Genomic DNA, 17,744 nt, shown 5'->3' on the forward strand with positions numbered 1-17,744 from the left:
TTCGGCGGGGGGCGGCCTGTCCATCCCGAGACTCGGACGTAGGATGGGCCGGACCCCGGGCCCCCCGGTGGGTCCCCCTTTTCGCCGGCCGGCAGATGTGGAGCGATCGGACGCGTGCGTAGAGCCGAACCTGCGGAGCGCCCCACGGACGACCGTGGCGGTGCTGCGGACCCGGCGACGGATGGCGGCCGGTCGAGCCTGCGGTCCGACCCCGGGCCGGCGGCGACGCGCGGTGCCACAGGGCCGGGCACCAAGGTGCGGGCCTACGTCGCCCTCACCAAGCCCCGCATCATCGAGCTGCTGCTCATCACGACGATCCCCACGATGATCCTCGCGGCGGACGGCTGGCCGGGCCTCGGCCTGCTCTGCGCCACCCTCCTCGGCGGCGCCGCCGCGGCCGGGTCGGCGAACACGTTCAACATGTACCTCGACCGGGACATCGACAAGCTGATGAACCGGACGAAGCAGCGCCCGCTCGTCACCGGCGTCGTCAGCCCCCGCGAGGCGCTGGTCTTCGCCTTCGTCCTCGGCGCGTTCGCCGTCGCGTGGTTCGCCGTCGTCGTCAACCCCGTCTCGGCGTGGCTGGCGCTGGGGGCGATCGCCCTCTACGTCGTCGGCTACACGATGCTCCTCAAGCGGCGCACGTCGCAGAACATCGTCTGGGGCGGGGCCGCCGGCTGCATGCCGGTCCTCATCGGCTGGTCCGCGGTCACCGGCACGGTGGGCTGGGCGCCGCTCGTCCTCTTCGGGATCGTCTTCTTCTGGACGCCGCCGCACTACTGGCCGCTGTCCATGCGGTTCAAGAAGGACTACGCCCGCGCCGACGTGCCGATGCTGCCGGTGGTCTCCTCCGACGCCAAGGTCGCCGGGCAGATCACCGCCTACGCCGTCGCGATGGTCGCGTGCTCGCTGCTCCTCGTCCCCGTGGCGCACATGACGTGGGTCTACGCCGCCGTCGCCGTCGCCGTCGGCGCCTGGTTCGTCGGGATGTGCGTCCAGCTGCTCCGCCGGGCCCGGCACCCCGAGCGCGGCAAGCTCGCGGCGATGAAGGTCTTCCACTACTCCATCACCTACCTCACGGTGCTGTTCGTCGCCGTGGCGGTCGACCCCTTCCTGCCGCTGTAGGCGCGATGACGGCGACGGACCGGGGTGCGACGACGCACGGTCGCGCGCCGCTCGCCGCCGGTCTGGGCCGGGCCCTGGACGAGTACCTCGCCCACCTCGGCATCGAGCGGGGCCTCAGCGAGCACACCGTCGCCGCCTACCGGCGCGACCTCACCCGCTACGCCGGCTTCCTCGGCGAGCGCGGGCGCACCGCCCTGGAGGACGTCGTCGAGGACGACGTCACCGCCTACGTGGAGGCCGTGCGGGGCGGGGACGACGGCGGCCAGGCCCTCGCGGCGTCGTCCGCCGGCCGGGCCGTGGTCGCCATCCGGGGCTGGCACCGGTTCGCCGTCCTCGAGGGCCGCGCCGTGGACGACCCCACCTCGCACGTGCGGCCGCCGGCCACCGCCAAGCGCCTGCCGACGGCGCTGAGCACGGACGACGCCGAGCGGCTGCTCGAGGCGGCGTCCGTGGGGGAGGGGCCGGTGCCGCTGCGCGACCGCGCCCTGCTGGAGTTCCTCTACGGCACCGGCGCGCGGATCAGCGAGGCGGTGGGCCTGGCGGTCGACGACGTCGACCTCGCCCGCGAGGCGGCGGCCGTGCGCCTGTTCGGCAAGGGCCGGCGCGAGCGGCTGGTCCCCGTGGGGCGGTACGCCGTCGAGGCCCTCGACGCCTACCTCGTGCGGGCGCGGCCCGAGCTCGCCCGCAGCGGGCGGGGCAACGCCGTGCTGTTCCTCAACACCCGCGGCAACCCGCTGAGCCGGCAGAGCGCGTGGGCGGTGCTGCGCGCCGCGGCGGAGCGGGCGGGCCTGCAGGGGCACGTCTCGCCGCACACCCTGCGGCACTCCTTCGCCACGCACCTGCTCGCCGGCGGCGCCGACGTCCGCGTGGTGCAGGAGCTGCTCGGGCACGCGTCGGTGACCACGACGCAGATCTACACGCAGGTGACCGCCCAGACGATGCGGGAGGTCTACGCCGCAGCGCACCCGCGCGCGCGGGGCTGACGGGCCTTCGCGGGCGCCCCGGGACCGCCCGACAGGGGCGGTGACCCGGATCACCTACGGAGGTCGGCGGCGCGTGGCGTTGGAGTTAGCCCTCCGCCCAACTACCGTGGGCGACGTGAGCGACGACGTGGCACAGCCGACCCTCATCTCGGCCGACGGTCCCGCGGGCAGCAGTGCGCCCGTCGACTTCCCCGTCCCTCCGCCCCTGACCTCGCACGGGCCGGCCCGGATCATCGCCATGGCGAACCAGAAGGGCGGCGTCGGCAAGACGACGACGACCATCAACCTGGGCGCCGCGCTCGCCGAGTACGGCCGCCGGGTGCTCCTCGTCGACTTCGACCCGCAGGGCGCCGCGTCCGCCGGGCTCGGCATCAACGCCAACGAGCTCGACCGCACCATCTACACGCTCATCATGCAGCCGCGCTCGGACGTGCGGGAGATCATCGAGGAGACCTCGGTCCCCGGGCTCCACGTCGTCCCCGCGAACATCGACCTGTCCGCCGCGGAGGTCCAGCTCGTCAACGAGGTGGCCCGCGAGCAGGCGCTCGCCCGGGTGCTGCGCCCCGTCGTCGACTCCTACGACGTCATCCTCATCGACTGCCAGCCCTCGCTCGGGCTGCTCACGGTCAACGCGCTGAGCGCCGCCCACGGCGTGATCATCCCGCTCGAGGCGGAGTTCTTCGCCCTGCGCGGTGTCGCGCTGCTCATGGAGACCATCGAGAAGGTGTGCGACCGGCTCAACCCGCGCCTGGTCCTCGACGGCATCCTCGCGACGATGTACGACGGCCGGACGCTGCACTCGCGCGAGGTCCTCGCCCGGGTGCGCGAGGGCTTCGGCGCCAAGGTCTTCGACACGGTGATCTCGCGCACCGTGAAGTTCCCCGACGCCTCCGTCGCCACCGAGCCCATCACGAGCTACGCGCCGAGCCACTCCGGTGCCGAGGCGTACCGGCGCCTGGCGAGAGAGCTCGTTGCGCGTGGCGACGTCGCCTGACGGATCTCCCGGGCCGACGGCCGCTGCGCCGGGCCTGACGGCGCAGCCCGGCTCGACGGCCAGCGCGCCGGGTTCGGCGGCTGCGCCGGGCGCGCCGGGTGCGCGACCGGTGTTCGCGGTCCGCCTGTCGAACTTCGAGGGCCCCTTCGACCTGCTCCTCTCCCTCATCGCCAAGCACCGCCTCGACATCACCGAGGTCGCGCTGGCGCAGGTGACCGACGAGTTCATCGCCCACCTCGGCGGCCAGACCGAGTGGGACCTCGGCCAGGCGAGCGAGTTCCTCCTCGTCGCCGCGACCCTGCTCGACCTCAAGGCGGCGCGCCTGCTGCCGCGCGGCGCCGTCGAGGACGACGAGGACCTCGAGCTCCTCGAGGCGCGGGACCTGCTCTTCGCGCGGCTCCTGCAGTACCGGGCGTTCAAGGACGTCGCCGCGCACGTCGGTGAGCGCTGGGCGCGCAACGCACGGTCGTTCCCGCGCAGCGTCGCCCTCGAGCCGCAGTTCGCAGCGCTGCTGCCGGAGCTCGTCATCTCCATCGGGCCGGAGCGCCTGGCCGAGCTGGCCGCCGCGGCGTTCGCGCCCAAGCCCGGGCCGCCGCAGGTCGAGCTCATGCACATGCACGCGCCGGTCGTGCCCGTGGCGGAGCAGGCCGCGATCCTCGTCGACCGGCTCCGGCGACTGCGCAGCGCGAGCTTCCGTACCCTGACAGAGGACGCGGCGTCGACCGCCGTCGTCGTCTCGCGGTTCCTCGCGCTGCTCGAGCTGTTCCGTGACGGGTCCGTCGCCTTCGACCAGGCCCAGCCGCTCGGCGAGCTGACGATCCGGTGGTCGGGCCCCGAGGTGGGCGAGATCGCCGTCGTCGACGAGTACGACGACGCGGAGGACGACGGCGCAGACGATGACACGGACGACGGCGCTGGGCCGGACGAGGACGAGGAGGTGACGGGATGAGCGAGAGCACGCCGCAGTACGAGGCCGTGCCCGACGACGCCCTGCCGCACGAGCACCTCGGGGCGCTCGAGGCGGTGCTCATGGTGGTCGACGAGCCGGTGCCCGCGGGCGACCTCGCCTCGGTGCTCGGCCTGCCGACCGGCCAGGTGACCGAGCTGCTCACCGAGCTCGCCGCGGAGTACGCGGGGGAGCGCGGCGGGCGGCCGCGCGGGTTCGAGCTGCGCGAGGTCGCCGGCGGGTGGCGCATCTACTCCGCGCCCCGGTACGCCGACGTCGTCGGGCGCTTCGTCGTCGACGGCCAGACGGCCCGGCTGACGCAGGCCTCGCTCGAGACGCTCGCCGTCGTCGCCTACCGCCAGCCGATCTCCCGCGGACGCATCGCGGCCATCCGTGGCGTCAACGTCGACGGTGTGGTGCGTACGCTGCTAGCCCGTGGTCTCGTCGCAGAGGCGGGCCACGACGACGACGGAGGTGCGGTGCTCTACCGCACCACCAGCTACTTCCTCGAACGGATGGGCCTGACGTCGCTGGCGGATCTACCGCCGCTGGCCCCGTATCTGCCCGACCTCGAGGCGCTTGGTGATCTGGAAGGTGATTTGCGATGACTGGTAACAACGGAGGCCGCGGTTCGCGCGGCGGAGGCCGAGGCGGCCCGGGCGGGTCGGGCGCGGGTTCGCGCGGCGGCGCGGGTTCCCGGGGCGGAGCCGGCTCCCGCGGTGGAGCCGGCGGTTCCGGTGGCCGTGGTGGCGCCGGGGGCGCCGGCCGTGGCGGTGCCGGGGGTCGTGGTGGCGCCGGCGGGCGTGACGCCGGCCGCACCGGCGGGCGCCGCGGCTCGGGCGACGGCTCGGGCGCGAGCCGCGGCGGCGGCGAGAGCTGGGGCGCGAGCGGCGGGGGCCGGGGCGGCTCCGGCGGCGCGCCGCGCGGAGGCGCCAGTGGCGCCGGTCGCGGTGGAGCTGGCGCCGGTGGCGGTGCCGGGCGTGGAGGCGCGGGCGGTGCCGGGCGTAGCGCTGGTGGCCGTGGTGGCCCCGGCCCCCGCGGCGGAGGTCCCCGCGGCGCTGCGCCGCGCGGTGGCGCCCCGCAGGGTGCCGTCGAGCGTCGGGTCCCGCCGGCCGGTGCGCTCAGCGGATCGTTCGACGAGACCGACCGCGTGACCCCGCGCCGGGCCACGAAGCCCGCGCGGGACGTCCACGACCCCGACGGCGTGCGCCTGCAGAAGGTGCTCGCCAGCGCCGGCCTCGGCTCGCGCCGGGCGTGCGAGGAGCTCATCGACACCGGACGCGTGAGTGTCGACGGGGAGATCGTGCGCGAGCTCGGCATCCGCGTCGACCCGGTCAAGGCCGTCATCCACGTAGACGGGCTGCGGGTCCAGCTCGACACGAGCCTGCTCACCGTCGCCCTGCACAAGCCGGCCGGCGTCGTCGCGACGATGAGCGACCCCCAGGGCCGCCCCACGGTCGCCGAGTTCGTCGCCGACCGTCCCGAGCGCCTCTTCCACGTCGGGCGCCTCGACGAGGACTCCGAGGGGCTGCTGCTCCTCACCAACGACGGCGAGCTGGCGCACCGCCTGGCACACCCGTCCTACGAGGTGCCGAAGACGTACGTCGCCACCGTCGAGGGCCGGCTCACCCCGGCCACCCTGCGCCAGCTGCGCGAGGGCGTCGAGCTCGAGGACGGCACCGCGACGGTCGACAAGGTGGCGGTGCTCGAGACGACGCCGAACGCGTCCGTCGTCGAGCTCGTCCTGCACTCGGGGCGCAACCGGGTCGTCCGGCGGATGCTCGAGGAGGTCGGCCACCCGGTCCACCGCCTCGTGCGCACGCGCTTCGGGCCGATCCGGCTGGGCAACGTCAAGCCGGGGCGTATCCGCGTCATCAGCGGCACGGAGCTCGGCACGCTCATGTCGTCGGTCGGTCTCTAGCCGAACCGCGCCCCACCCCCTCTCGTGATCGTGCAGAGACGCTGATCGCGAGAGGGGGCGGCGGCCGCGGGCCGGCGTCTCCGCAGGGCGCGGCCTACCGGGGCAGGGTGAGGATCTCCGCGCCGTCGTCGGTGATGGCGATGGTGTGCTCGCTGTGCGCGGTGAGCGCGCCGGTCGCGCTGCGCAGCGTCCAGCCGTCGGGGTCGGTGACGAGCTCCGCGGTGTCGGCCATGACCCACGGCTCCAGCGCGAGCAGCAGCCCGGGGCGCAGCGGGTAGCCGCGGCCGGGCCGGCCGTCGTTGGGCACCGACGGCTCCTGGTGCATGCTCGAGCCGATCCCGTGCCCGCCGAAGACCGTGTTGATCCGGTACCCCGCCGCGCGGAGCACGCTGCCGATGGCGTGGGAGAGGTCGCCCACGCGTGCGCCGGGACGGGCGGCGGCGATGCCGGCGGCGAGGGCGCGCTCCGTGGAGTTGATCATCCCGACGACCCCCGGCGACCGCGACTCCCCGACGACGAAGGTGATCGCGGAGTCCGCGGCGACGCCGTTGAGCGCGACCGCGAGGTCGAGGGTGAGGACATCGCCGTCGGCGAGGGCGTAGTCGTGGGGCAGGCCGTGGAGCACGGCGTCGTTGACCGACGTGCAGATGTAGTGGCCGAACGGCCCGCGCCCGAAGGACGGCGCGTAGTCGACGTAGCAGGACACCGCGCCCGCCTGCTCGATCATGGCCTTGGTCCACCGGTCGATGTCGAGGAGGTTGGTGCCGACGGCGGCACGGGCCTTCATCGTCTGCAGGATCTCGGCGACCAGGGCTCCCGTCTCGCGGGCTCGCCCCACTTCCGCGGGACTGAGGATCTCGATCATGTGGCGCGCCCTTCTCGCCGGAGCCAATAACTATCCCGGCCATGTTATCCCGGACTAGAGTCGGCGTCATGGTCAGGCTGCCGCTCACGCCCGCCGAGGTCGCCCGCGGTCAACGCCTCGGGGCCGCCCTGCGCCGCGCCCGCGGCGAGCGCTCCATGCTCGACACGGCCCTCGAGGCCCGGGTCTCGCCCGAGACGCTCCGCAAGATCGAGTCGGGCCGCGTCGCGACGCCATCGTTCCCCACCATCGCGGCGATCGCCGACGTCCTGGGCCTCTCCCTCGACGCGCTGTGGGCCGAGGTCAACCAGCCCGAGCGCGACGCCGCAGCGGCCGGCGCCAGGACCGGCGCGGCGGAGCGGTGGGCGTCCTAGCGCCCCCGCCGACGTCGGGGTGCCGTTCGCGCGCGCAGGTGCCGCCGTCGTCCATCTCGCGCGTGCCAGCGCCCCTCCCGTTAGCGTGACGGAACCGGCCACGACACCTGGAGGAGCCCATGCTCACGACTGTCGCGGAGGGCGTCCACCGCCTCGAGCACGCGCACGTCAACGTCGTCCTCGTCGAGGACGACGACGGCCTCACCATCGTCGACGCCGGCCTGCCGGGCGTGTGGAACCCGCTCGGCCGCACCATCCGGGAGCTGGGCTACCGCCCGCGCGACGTCCAGGCGCTGCTGCTCACGCACGCCCACTTCGACCACGTCGGCGTCGCCGGGAGGCTGCAGCGCGAGCTTGCCGTCCCCGTGTGGGCGCACGACGAGGAGGCGTTCCTCGCCGCGCACCCGTACCGCTACGTCCACGAGCGCGCCCGAGGGATCTACCCACTGCGCTACCCCGCGGCCATCCCGGTGCTCGCCCGGATGACCGCCGCCGGTGCGCTGTGGGTCAAGGGCGTGCGCGGCATCGAACCCTTCGTCGACGGCCAGACCGTCGACGTGCCCGGCCGGCCGACCGTCGTCTTCACGCCCGGGCACACGTTCGGCCACTGTGCTCTGCACCTGCCTGACCGCGACGTCGTCATCACCGGCGACGCCCTCGTCACCCTGGACCCGTACACCGGTCACTCGGGCCCGCAGATCGTGTCCGGGGCGGCGACGGCGGACAGCGTCGAGGCGCTCGCCTCGCTCGAGCGCATCGCCGACACCGGCGCTAGCGTCCTCATCCCGGGGCACGGCGACACCTGGCACGACGGCGCCCGCGCGGCGGTGACGATCGCCCAGCAGCGCGGGGCGTCCTGAGGGCGCCTCCGCTCGCCGAGCGCGCGGGTGCCGACGCCCCGCCGCTCGTGATCTCGGCGCCACTCCTCGTGATCTCAACCCCACTCCTCGTGATCTCGGCCCCTCTCCTCGTGATCTTGCAGAAACGCTGAGGCATGCGGCGCCGTGAGTTCGATACTTCGCACCGAGTTCGCCAGTTAGTGCCGTTCGCTAGGTGGGACTAGCGAACTCGGCATGAAACAGCGAACTCGGCATGGATCAGCGAACTCGGCGCGAGCCGTCAGCGTTTCTGCAAGATCACCAGGGAGAGACTCGCCCCAGCGTTCCTGCACGATCACGAGGGGGTGGGTGAGGTGAGGTGTCGCCCGGCCAGCGTGGGGGAGCGGGCCGGGGGTCGGCTCAGGGCGGCGGGCGGTAGTCTTCGGCAGGCCGCGCGAGGCGGCACCCGATCGAGAGAGGCGCGACCGTCGTGACGCCTGAGGACACTCCCGGGCTGGCGACGACCGGCCCGGTCAAGGTCGTCGGCGCCGGCCTGCTCGGCGCCAGCGTGGGCCTCGCCCTCAGCGCGGCGGGCGTGCCCGTCCAGCTCGAGGACGCCTCGCCCGCCTCCCTCGCCCTCGCCCGCGACATGGGCGCCGGCACCCCTGCCACGCTTACCGACCCCGAGCCGGTGCTCGTCGTCGTCGCCACGCCGCCGGACGTCACCGCCGACGTCGTCCTCGCCCAGCTCCGCCGCCACCCGCGCGCCGTCGTCACCGACGTCGCCAGCGTCAAGCGGATCGTCGTCGACGAGGTCCTCGCCGCCGGGCCCGACGCCGCGCGCTACGTCGGCTCCCACCCGATGGCCGGTCGGGAGCGCTCGGGCGCCTCGGCCGCCGACGCCGACCTCTTCGTCGGCCGCCCCTGGGTGGTCGTCGAGACGCCGCAGTCCCTCCCGGCCGCGGTGCTCGCCGTCCGGGCCCTCGCCGTCGACCTCGGCGCCACGCCGGTCCGGCTGGGGGCGGACGAGCACGACGACGCCGTCGCCCTCGTCTCGCACCTGCCCCAGCTCGCGGCGTCGCTCGTCGCGGCCCGGCTCGTGACCGCGCCCGACGGCGCCCTCGCCCTCGCCGGCCAGGGCCTGCGCGACGTCACCCGCATCGCGGCGTCGGACCCGCGGTTGTGGGCGTCGATCCTTGCCGGCAACGCCGCGCCGGTCGCCCGCGCGCTGCGCGAGGTCCGCGGCGACGTCGACGCGCTCGTCGCCGCCCTCGACCGCGCCGCGGAGGACGGCCCGCTCACCCCGGGGGCGATGGCGGCGCTGGCCGACGTCGTCGGCGCGGGCAACGCGGGCGCGGCCCGGATCCCCGGCAAGCACGGCGGCGCCCCGCGCCGGTACGGATACGTCAGCGTGCTCGTGCCCGACGCGCCGGGCGAGCTCGGCCGGCTCTTCTCCGAGGTGGGGGAGGCCGGCGTCAACATCGAGGACCTGCAGCTCGAGCACTCCGCGGGCGCGCGCGCCGGCCTGGCGCGGCTCGCGGTGCTGCCGACGGCGGTCGGTCCGCTGGAGAAGGCACTGGACGAACGAGGATGGAGAGTGGTGGCGGAGTGAGTGGACGACCGATGGTCGTGGCGATCGACGGACCGTCGGGGTCGGGCAAGTCGACGATCAGCCGGCGGGTGGCCGCCGAGCTGGGGCTGGCCTACCTGGACACCGGCGCGATGTACCGGGCGGCGACGTGGTGGTGCCGGCGCCGCGAGGTCGACCTCACCGACCCGGCGGCGGTCGCCGTCGCCGTGCGCGCGATGCCGCTGCAGATGGTCACCGACCCGGACGCCCCGCGCGTGGTCTGCGACGGTGTCGACATCACCGACGAGATCCGGGGCGCCGACATCACCGCGGCGGTCTCGGTGGTGGCCACCAACCTCGACGTCCGCGCGGAGCTGGCCCGCCGCCAGCGCGCGGAGATCGCCGCCGAGACGCATCCGGGGGAGGGCCGCAGCGAGGGCCGGGGGATCATCGCCGAGGGCCGCGACATCACCACGGTGGTCGCCCCCGACGCCACGGTCCGCCTCCTCCTCATCGCCGACGAGCGGGCCCGCCTCGCCCGCCGCGCCCGCGAGCTCCACGGCGCCGACGACGACGCCACGCTCGAGGCGACCCGCGACCTCGTCGTGCGCCGCGACGCCGACGACTCCACCGTCTCCGCGTTCATGACCGCCGCGGACGGCGTCGTCACCGTCGACTCCTCCCTCCTCACCCTCGAGGAGACGGTCGCGGCGGTGCTCGACGTCGTGCGGGCGGCCGTCTGATGCCCGGTTCCGGCCGGGCCGCGGACGAGCGGCCGCTCGGCCAGCGCGTCCGGCCGGAGGACATCGCGCGCCGCGGGCCGGTGTGGTCGCGCCGCGTGGGCCAGCTCCTCGACCACGTCTACTGGAACACCACCGTGCTCGGCAAGGAGCACGTGCCGGCCACCGGCCCGGTGATCATCGCGTCGAACCACATCGGCATCGTCGACGGCCCGGTGCTGCACGGCGCCGTCCCGCGCGGGTCGCACTTCCTCGTCAAGCAGGAGTTCTTCGCCTCGCGAATCGGGTTCCTCATGCGTTGGGCGGGGCAGGTCCCCACCGACCGCGCGAGCGGGCGCGCGGCGCTCGTCGTCGCCCAGCGCCTGCTCGAGGAGGGCCGCGTCGTTGGCATCTTCCCCGAGGGCAACCGCGGGCGCGGCGACCTCGCCTCGGCGCGCGCGGGCGTCGCGTGGCTCGCGCTGCGCACGGGCGCGCCGGTGGTGCCGGTCGCGTGCCTGGGCACCCGGCCCTCGGGCAAGGACGTCGGGTACGTCCCGCCGCCGCGCGGCAAGCTGCACGTCGTCTTCGGCGCGCCCATCGACGTCGCCGCCCTGGCCTCCGACGCCGCGGCGCCCCGGGCCGCAGGTGAGACCGCCCACACCGCCGACGGCGCCCCGTCAGCCCTATCGGCCCCGACGGGCGCGGCCGACGCCGGCGTCGGGGGAGCGACGCCCGCTCGCCGGGCCGCCGGGAGCGGCCGCGCGGCCATGGCCGCGGCGCTGGCGACGGTCCAGGCGGGGCTGGCGGACCACGTCCGCGATGCCGTCCGGCGCACCGGCGTGGCCCTCCCCGCCGACGCCGTCGAGTAGGTTCGGCGGGGCGAAGTCGCCTCGGGGTGCCCGGACACGGGACAATGGGCGACGTGAGTGATACCCAGCGCCCCGAGGGCGAGCCGATGACCGACGACCAGAGCGTCGGTGAGACCGCCGCAGCAGACGTCCCGGTCATCGACGACGACACCCCCGCAGCCGACGGCGTCGGCACCGACGAGGCCGAGCAGCGCGCCGCCGCCCTGCGCGCCGGCCTGGCCGACTACGTCCTCGAGGAGGACGACGAGGCCCTCCTCGACGACCTCGGCGAGGGGGTGGACGACAGCGCCCCGGACGGCCCGCTGCCGGTCCTGGCAATCATCGGCCGGCCGAACGTCGGCAAGTCGACGCTCGTCAACCGCATCCTCGGCCGCCGCGAGGCCGTGGTCCAGGACGTCCCCGGCGTCACCCGCGACCGCGTGAGCTACCCCGCCGAGTGGGCCGGGCGCCGCTTCATGCTCGTCGACACCGGCGGCTGGGAGCACGACGCCGCGGGCATCCACGCCCGCGTCGCCGAGCAGGCCGAGATCGCCATCCACATGGCCGACGCCATCATGTTCGTCGTCGACGCCACGGTGGGTCCGACGGCGACCGACGAGCAGGTCGTCAAGCTCCTGCGCCGCTCGGGCAAGCCCGTCGTGCTCGTCGCCAACAAGGTCGACTCCCCGCGTCAGGAGGCCGACGCCGCCACGCTGTGGTCCCTCGGCCTCGGCGAGCCGTGGCCCGTCTCCGCGCTCCACGGGCGCGGCTCCGGCGACGTCCTCGACGCCGCCCTGGCCGTCCTGCCCGAGGTGTCCGCCGCCGGCACCGTCATCCCCGAGGGCGGGCCCCGCCGGGTCGCGCTCCTCGGCCGCCCCAACGTCGGCAAGTCCAGCCTGCTCAACGCCATCGCCGGCACGCAGCGCGTCGTCGTCGACGAGGTCGCCGGGACCACCCGCGACCCGGTCGACGAGCTCGTCGTGCTGGGCGGGCGGCCCTGGTGGCTCGTCGACACCGCCGGCATCCGCCGTCGGGTCCACCAGACGTCGGGCGCCGACTTCTACGCCTCGCTGCGCACGCAGGCCGCGCTGGAGAAGGCGGAGGTCGCCGTCGTCCTCGTCGACGCGTCCGTGACGATGACGGAGCAGGACACCCGCGTCATCCAGCAGGTCATCGACTCCGGCCGCGCGCTGGTCATCGCCTACAACAAGTGGGACCTCGTCGACGAGGAGCGGCGCGACCAGCTCGACCGTGAGATCGAGCGGGACCTCGTCCAGATCCAGTGGGCGCCGCGGATCAACGTCTCGGCGCGCACGCGCTGGCACGTCGACCGCCTCGTCCGGGCCCTCGACACGTCGCTGGCGAGCTGGGACACCCGTATCTCCACGGGCAAGCTCAACTCCTTCCTCGGCGAGCTCACCGCGGCCAACCCGCACCCCGTCCGCGGGGGCAAGCAGCCGCGCATCCTCTTCGCCACGCAGGCCGACAACCGCCCGCCGCGGTTCGTCCTGTTCGCCACCGGGTTCATCGAGGCCGGCTACCGCCGGTTCATCGAGCGCCGGCTGCGCGAGGAGTTCGGGTTCGTCGGCACGCCGATCGAGATCAGCGTGCGCGTGCGCGAGAAGCGCCGCCGATGAGCCACGCCCCCGGCAGCAGGGCCGGCGCCGTCCCCCCACGCGAGGACGGCGCCGGGGGTGCGGGTGCGGCGAGCCGCCGCCCGGTCCTGCTGCGCTGGGGGCTGCCGCGCGACCCGCGAGCCGTCGAGCACATCCTCGGGTTCGTCATCTTCACGGTGCTGACGATCGTCGTCACCCGCGCCTACCTCCAGCTCACCGGCTTCCCGCAGGTGGGCGGGGCCACCCTGCACATCGCGCACGTGCTGTGGGGCGGGCTGCTCATGGCGGTCGCCCTGGTGCTCGCCCTGTCCTTCATCGGGCCGGTGGTGCGGCCGGCGGTGGCGTTCTTCGGGGGCGTCGGGTTCGGGCTGTTCATCGACGAGGTGGGCAAGTTCCTCACCAAGGACAACGACTACTTCTACCGGCCCGCGCCGATGATCATGTACGTGACGCTCATGCTCGTCATGGTCGCCGCGGACTTCCTCCACGGGCGCCGCGCGCACGCCCCCAGCGAGTACCTGGCCGGGGCGGCCGACCACGCGGTGGCCGGCGTCGCCGGGGGTCTCAGCCCCGAGCGGCGCGCCGACGCCGAGGAGCTCCTCGCGCAGGGGCGGGCCGCGACGGGGGCGGCCGAGGTCGAGGCGCTGCTCGCCGTCGTCCCCGAGGACCACGCCGAGCTGCCCGACCCGATCGAGAGCACCACCACCAAGATCGCTGAGGCCCTCCGTGGGCTCGTGCGGCAGGGGTGGACCACGGGGGTCAGCGTGGCCCTCCTCGCGGCCGTGGCGGGCATCGACGCGGCCGTGATCGCCCTCGCGGTCACCGGCGACGGCGATCCGCCCCGCTGGGCCGTCATCGTCGCCCTTGGCTCGCTGGGGCTGTCCGTGCTGCTCGCCGGGCGGGGCGTGATGCTCCTGCGCCGCGACCGCGCCGAGGCGTTCCAGTGGCTGCGGGTCGCCATCGTCGTCAACCTCCTCATCACCCTCGTCGCGCTCTTCCGGCTCGACCCGTGGCCGGCGTGCCTCGGCATGGCTGTGGCGGTGGTGGCGCTCGTCGTGGTGGGCGCGGAGCGGGGGCGGCTCACGCGCGGCGTGGTGGCGCGGGGCGGGAACTGACGCTGCGGCTCGTGTCGGGGCTGGACGCGGGTGGGGATGATCACAGCCGGGGTGTCGTGGGGGCCCGCCCGGCCGGTCGCGGACCGCGGGTTTCAGCGGTTTGGCGGGCTCGGGGGTCTGGCGAAACCGGCGGTAGGTCGGGCCGGATGCGGCGGGGGAGCGGGCCGGTTTCCGACCACGGCTCCGGCTGGGGTAGTCTCATCCCGGCCCGCTGAGCGGGTCGAACGGGCTGTGGCGCAGCTTGGTAGCGCACTTGACTGGGGGTCAAGGGGTCGCAGGTTCAAATCCTGTCAGCCCGACACAGAGAACGTGCTGGTGAGAGGCTCGTAGGCGGACTTCCTGAGGTCCGCTGCGGGCCTCTTTTCTTGCGTTGACACCAGTTTTGACACCAATCGGTCCGCTGAGGCGCCGGCCGGGCTGGCGTGTCACTGGGGCGTCGGCGCCCCGCCGCCGGTGAGGGCCGAGCTCAGCCTGGCGAGCGCGTCGCGGGCGGCCTCGGGCGTCACGTGCCCGTAGATGTCGGCGGTGATGGTGATCGAGGAGTGCCCGAGGATGTCGGAGACGACCTTGAGGGGCACGCCGTTGAGGAGCATGACGGTCGCCGCCGTGTGGCGCAGCGTGTGCAGCCCGACGTCCGGAAGCCCCGCCCGCGCGGCTGCCACCTTGAGGGCGCGCAGGGCGTTGCGGGGATCGCAGGGCGGCCCCCACTCGGTGGTGAAGACGAAGCCGGTGTCTGTCCACCACGGCTCGGCGGCCCGCTCGTGATGGCCACGAGCTTGTCGCGGGTGCCGTTGCGCTGGGTCGTACGGGTCGCGGTTCGTTCGTGTGGGGCGGCGCCGATGAACGCCGTCGCCGCGGCGTCGACGAGGGCTTGCTTCATGCGGTGGCACCTCAACGTCCGGGACCGACACGGTCACCGAAGCCAGGGGCCCGAACTACACCACTCCGGGGGCCTCACCCGTTGCCGGATTCGTTTGCGCGCCCACGACGGCCGCAATGCGCTCCCCTGAAGAGCAGTCGGGCCCAGGGGGGTGCTGCCTGCGGCGATGCTGAGGGTATCGCCCACAACGAGGAAGCCTCCCGGCCTCGCGCTGCCCTGCACGGAAGGTCATGAGGGTGGGTGCGAGCTTCCTAAGATCCGCTGTCGGCCCATGCTCTCTCGATGGCGTCTAGGACGCGGTCGAGACCATACCCGTACTCGTCGACGTACTGGTATCCCGCCGCCATGACGTGGTCGTTCACGAATTCGGCAAGGTTGGGGTACTCGTTGAGCGGAAAGGGCTCGAACATGTCATTGGCCATTGCGGTCATGTCCGCCGGGGTCTCAACCGCCATCCGGACCTGCGTCATAGCGAAACCGTAGATGTAGCTGTCCAGCAGAGAGTACGCGTGCGCAACCATCGCGACGTCGAACCCGGCGCTGCGGAGTTTGCCGATCACCGCGTCATGGTGTCGCAGGTTCGCCTGCCCCGGATGCCGCCGCGACTCCATCAGGCCGATGGCCCAGGGGTGCCGCGTCAGCACGTCGCGCATCGACAAGCCGCGCTCGCGCATGGCGGTCTTCCAGTCGGCACCCCCCGAGGGCAGCACGACTTCACCGAACACGACGTCGATCATCGCGTCGATAAGGTCTTCGCGGTTGGCGACGTGACGGTAGAGCGCCATCGGCGCCACCTTCAGCACCCCGGCGAGGCCACGCATGCTGAGGCCTTCCAACCCGACGGTGTCGGCGTGAGAGATCGCGGCGCGGAGCACGCGCTCCCGGGTCAACGGGGCATGTCCGGACGCACGGTTTTTCGAGGTTGTCACCGGCCGATTCTCCTTCGTAGCTCCAAGGTCTTCGGACTGCGACGCTATTGACGAGCGTACAGCGTACGCACCAGTGTATACGGTGTACTCATCCCAAAGGCCTCCGCGAGCAGAAGGAGGGCGCCATGAGCGTCCAAAGCAGCATCTTCACCGAACAACCCCCCGGCGTTCCTCCCACCGATCTCAAGCGCCTCGGCCGCGTCGCGGGCATCCTCTACCTCGCGGTCGCAATCACCGGCGGGTTCTCCGAGGGCTACTTGGGACCCTCCCTTTACGTCGCAGGAGATGCGGGAGCCACGTCAGGGAACCTGGCAGCCAACCCTGGACTGGTCCGGCTCGGGGTGGTCGCTCATCTTGCGGACGCGGTCTTCTTCGTTCTGACCGCCGTGACTCTCTACGTGCTGCTCAAACACGTCGGCAAACACGCTGCCCGCCTGATGGTGCTCCCGGTGGTGATCGCGGCCGGCATCAAGGCCACGAGCACCGTCTTCATGTTCGTTGCCCTGCAGGCAGCGACCACCGACACCTACGTGACGGCGTTCGGAGAAGCCGAGACAGATGCACTCGTGCTGCTCTTACTGGAGATCGAGCACTACGGCATCCGCGCTGCCCAGGTGTTCTTCGCCTTGTGGCTGACGCCCCTGGGTTACCTCGCCTACCGGTCGCGGCTGTTTCCCAAGCCCCTCGGCATCGTCCTCGTCGTGGCGACGGTCAGCTACCTGGCAGACGTGGTCGTCGCCTTCCTCTTCCCCGACCTCGCGGGACAGATTCACGTCTTCTTCACGATCGTCCCCGCAATCGCGGAAATCTGGTTGCTCGGCTACCTACTGACCGTCGGCGTCCGCACCCCGCGCGCCGCACTGCACCCAGATAAGTCACAAGACGACGATCGCCAACCGCCGACCCCAAACACCGCATCGCTGCGACCAAGGAGCCAGCCATGACAACCGTCAACATCACGCCGGCATCGCCCTTTCCGAAGCGCGGTCGCCCGTTCGAGTGGAAGCCGGTCCACTACGGTCCGACCATGAGAGCGATCGTCCAGAGCGGCTACGGCTCCGTCGACCGTCTCAACCTGAGCGATGTCCCCCGGCCGGAGCCGGCCGAGGACGAGGTGTTGGTCCGGGTCCGGGCAGCCTCCGTGCATCCGGATGTGTGGCACGTCGTCGCTGGCCGGCCGGTGGTGCTCCGGCTTATGGGCTCCGGGATCAGACGCCCCCATGAGCGAGTGCCCGGGACCGACGTCGCTGGGGTGGTGGAGTCTGTCGGCAGCGCGGTGACCAGGTTCAAGCCGGGTGACGCGGTTTTCGGGGAGACCGTTCGCGGTGTTCAGTGGAGCAACGGCGGTGCATTCGCCGAGTACGCCACCGCCCCCGAGGAAGGGGTGGCGCTCAAGCCTTCCGGCGTCAGCTTCGAGGAGGCGGCCGCGGTGCCGACCGCCGGGCTCATCGCTCTGAACAACCTGCCGCAGCACCGGGTGCCCTCCGGGTCGCGAGTCTTGGTCAACGGTGCCGCGGGAGGCGTCGGCGCGATCGCTGTACAGCTCGCCAAGGCCTACGGCGCGCAGGTCACCGGTGTCGACCACGCGAGCAAGCTCGCACTCGTGCGGTCCCTGGGCGCGGACCGAGTCATCGACTACACGTCAGAGGACTTCACGCGCAGCGGTGAGCAGTGGAACCTTATCTTCGACGTGCCCGGCAACCACTCCTTCGGGGCCATACGCCGTGCACTGCACCCGCGGGGGAGCTACGTCCTGATCGGGCACGACGCATTCGGCGCGATCGGGCACCGCTGGCTCGGCAGCATCCCGCGCCTCCTGGGACTAGTGGCGCGCTCGGCCGTGTCCCCCCAGTTACGCGGCGGGTCCTTCGCGTCATCAGACAAGCGGCAGTCGCTGGGCACGCTGGCGGGCCTCATGGAGACGGGACAAGTGCGCGTAGTGCTCGACTCGATCTTCTCCCTGGACCAGGTGCCAGAGGCGATGCGCCACCTCATGTCCGGCCAGCCGCTAGGACGGGTCGTCGTCCGCATCGACTGAGCACGT

Annotated in this window: 17 protein-coding genes, 1 tRNA gene and 2 pseudogenes; 16 read left to right on the forward strand and 4 right to left on the reverse strand. The window is 73.3% G+C overall.

The annotated features are described in order from the left end of the window. The first annotated feature begins 198 nt into the window (after positions 1–198). From EBO36_RS06510 to EBO36_RS15680, 6 genes are all read left to right on the forward strand, one after another. Positions 199–1,125: a heme o synthase gene (locus tag EBO36_RS06510; protein ID WP_122825497.1), complete on the forward strand. Its 927-nt coding sequence runs from the start codon at positions 199–201 to the stop codon at positions 1,123–1,125. A gap of 5 nt (positions 1,126–1,130) precedes the next feature. Next, positions 1,131–2,108 carry a site-specific tyrosine recombinase XerD gene (gene xerD / locus EBO36_RS06515; RefSeq protein ID WP_122823894.1) on the forward strand — a complete coding sequence of 326 codons (978 nt, stop codon included), beginning with the start codon at positions 1,131–1,133 and terminating at the stop codon, positions 2,106–2,108. A gap of 115 nt (positions 2,109–2,223) precedes the next feature. Beyond that, on the forward strand, positions 2,224–3,102 hold the full coding sequence (locus EBO36_RS06520) for a ParA family protein (protein ID WP_465253911.1): 879 nt from the start codon (positions 2,224–2,226) through the stop codon (positions 3,100–3,102). Beyond that, a complete protein-coding gene (locus tag EBO36_RS06525; protein WP_122823895.1) occupies positions 3,044–4,051 on the forward strand; it encodes a segregation and condensation protein A in 1,008 nt (335 codons plus the stop codon). The genes EBO36_RS06520 and EBO36_RS06525 overlap by 59 nt, the downstream gene beginning before the upstream one ends. Further along, on the forward strand, positions 4,048–4,656 hold the full coding sequence (scpB, locus tag EBO36_RS06530) for an SMC-Scp complex subunit ScpB (RefSeq protein WP_122823896.1): 609 nt from the start codon (positions 4,048–4,050) through the stop codon (positions 4,654–4,656). The genes EBO36_RS06525 and scpB overlap by 4 nt, the downstream gene beginning before the upstream one ends. Positions 4,657–5,198: 542 nt before the next feature. Beyond that, positions 5,199–5,969, forward strand: coding sequence for a pseudouridine synthase (locus EBO36_RS15680; protein ID WP_244925381.1), 771 nt, complete (start codon positions 5,199–5,201; stop codon positions 5,967–5,969). A gap of 94 nt (positions 5,970–6,063) precedes the next feature. Here EBO36_RS15680 and map read toward each other — a convergent pair whose 3' ends face one another. Then, on the reverse strand, positions 6,064–6,834 hold the full coding sequence (gene map / locus EBO36_RS06540; protein ID WP_122823898.1) for a type I methionyl aminopeptidase: 771 nt from the start codon (positions 6,832–6,834) through the stop codon (positions 6,064–6,066). A 68-nt stretch (positions 6,835–6,902) separates the two neighbouring features. Here map and EBO36_RS06545 point away from each other — a divergent pair, with 68 nt between their 5' ends. From EBO36_RS06545 to EBO36_RS06580, 8 genes are all read left to right on the forward strand, one after another. After that, on the forward strand, positions 6,903–7,205 hold the full coding sequence (locus tag EBO36_RS06545; RefSeq protein ID WP_122823899.1) for a helix-turn-helix transcriptional regulator: 303 nt from the start codon (positions 6,903–6,905) through the stop codon (positions 7,203–7,205). Between the two features lie 119 nt (positions 7,206–7,324). Then, entirely contained in the window at positions 7,325–8,065 is a 741-nt protein-coding gene (locus tag EBO36_RS06550) for an MBL fold metallo-hydrolase (RefSeq protein WP_122823900.1), read from the forward strand. A 448-nt stretch (positions 8,066–8,513) separates the two neighbouring features. Beyond that, a complete protein-coding gene (locus tag EBO36_RS06555) occupies positions 8,514–9,635 on the forward strand; it encodes a prephenate dehydrogenase (protein WP_122823901.1) in 1,122 nt (373 codons plus the stop codon). Continuing rightward, complete coding sequence (gene cmk / locus EBO36_RS06560) at positions 9,614–10,336, forward strand: (d)CMP kinase (protein ID WP_122823902.1); 723 nt, start codon at positions 9,614–9,616, stop codon at positions 10,334–10,336. Before EBO36_RS06555 ends, cmk begins: the two co-directional genes overlap by 22 nt. Next, complete coding sequence (locus EBO36_RS06565; RefSeq protein ID WP_122823903.1) at positions 10,336–11,181, forward strand: lysophospholipid acyltransferase family protein; 846 nt, start codon at positions 10,336–10,338, stop codon at positions 11,179–11,181. The genes cmk and EBO36_RS06565 overlap by 1 nt, the downstream gene beginning before the upstream one ends. A 44-nt stretch (positions 11,182–11,225) precedes the next feature. Continuing rightward, a complete protein-coding gene (gene der / locus EBO36_RS06570; RefSeq protein WP_387966950.1) occupies positions 11,226–12,797 on the forward strand; it encodes a ribosome biogenesis GTPase Der in 1,572 nt (523 codons plus the stop codon). Continuing rightward, the gene (locus EBO36_RS06575) at positions 12,794–13,891 is read left to right on the forward strand and encodes a hypothetical protein (RefSeq protein WP_122823905.1); all 1,098 of its coding nucleotides are present in this window, start codon (positions 12,794–12,796) and stop codon (positions 13,889–13,891) included. The genes der and EBO36_RS06575 overlap by 4 nt, the downstream gene beginning before the upstream one ends. 225 nt (positions 13,892–14,116) lie before the next feature. Next, positions 14,117–14,190: transfer RNA gene (locus EBO36_RS06580), tRNA-Pro, on the forward strand. A gap of 126 nt (positions 14,191–14,316) precedes the next feature. Here the strand turns inward: EBO36_RS06580 and EBO36_RS06585 are convergent. The 3 genes and pseudogenes from EBO36_RS06585 to EBO36_RS06595 form a co-directional block, all read right to left on the reverse strand. Then, positions 14,317–14,610 (reverse strand): annotated as a pseudogene (locus EBO36_RS06585) (tyrosine-type recombinase/integrase); the annotation flags it as partial. A 35-nt stretch (positions 14,611–14,645) separates the two neighbouring features. Then, positions 14,646–14,765 (reverse strand): annotated as a pseudogene (locus tag EBO36_RS06590) (transposase); the annotation flags it as partial. Between the two features lie 257 nt (positions 14,766–15,022). After that, the gene (locus tag EBO36_RS06595) at positions 15,023–15,700 is read right to left on the reverse strand and encodes a TetR/AcrR family transcriptional regulator (RefSeq protein WP_244925383.1); all 678 of its coding nucleotides are present in this window, start codon (positions 15,698–15,700) and stop codon (positions 15,023–15,025) included. A gap of 125 nt (positions 15,701–15,825) precedes the next feature. On the opposite strand from EBO36_RS06595, the gene EBO36_RS06600 reads away from it, so the two are divergent. Both EBO36_RS06600 and EBO36_RS06605 read left to right on the forward strand, forming a co-directional pair. Next, complete coding sequence (locus tag EBO36_RS06600) at positions 15,826–16,644, forward strand: DUF4386 domain-containing protein (protein WP_122823906.1); 819 nt, start codon at positions 15,826–15,828, stop codon at positions 16,642–16,644. Then, the gene (locus EBO36_RS06605) at positions 16,641–17,738 is read left to right on the forward strand and encodes an NAD(P)-dependent alcohol dehydrogenase (RefSeq protein WP_122823907.1); all 1,098 of its coding nucleotides are present in this window, start codon (positions 16,641–16,643) and stop codon (positions 17,736–17,738) included. The genes EBO36_RS06600 and EBO36_RS06605 overlap by 4 nt, the downstream gene beginning before the upstream one ends. Positions 17,739–17,744: the final 6 nt, after the last annotated feature.

This window comes from Georgenia faecalis, from assembly GCF_003710105.1.
GTDB lineage: Bacteria > Actinomycetota > Actinomycetes > Actinomycetales > Actinomycetaceae > Georgenia_A > Georgenia_A faecalis.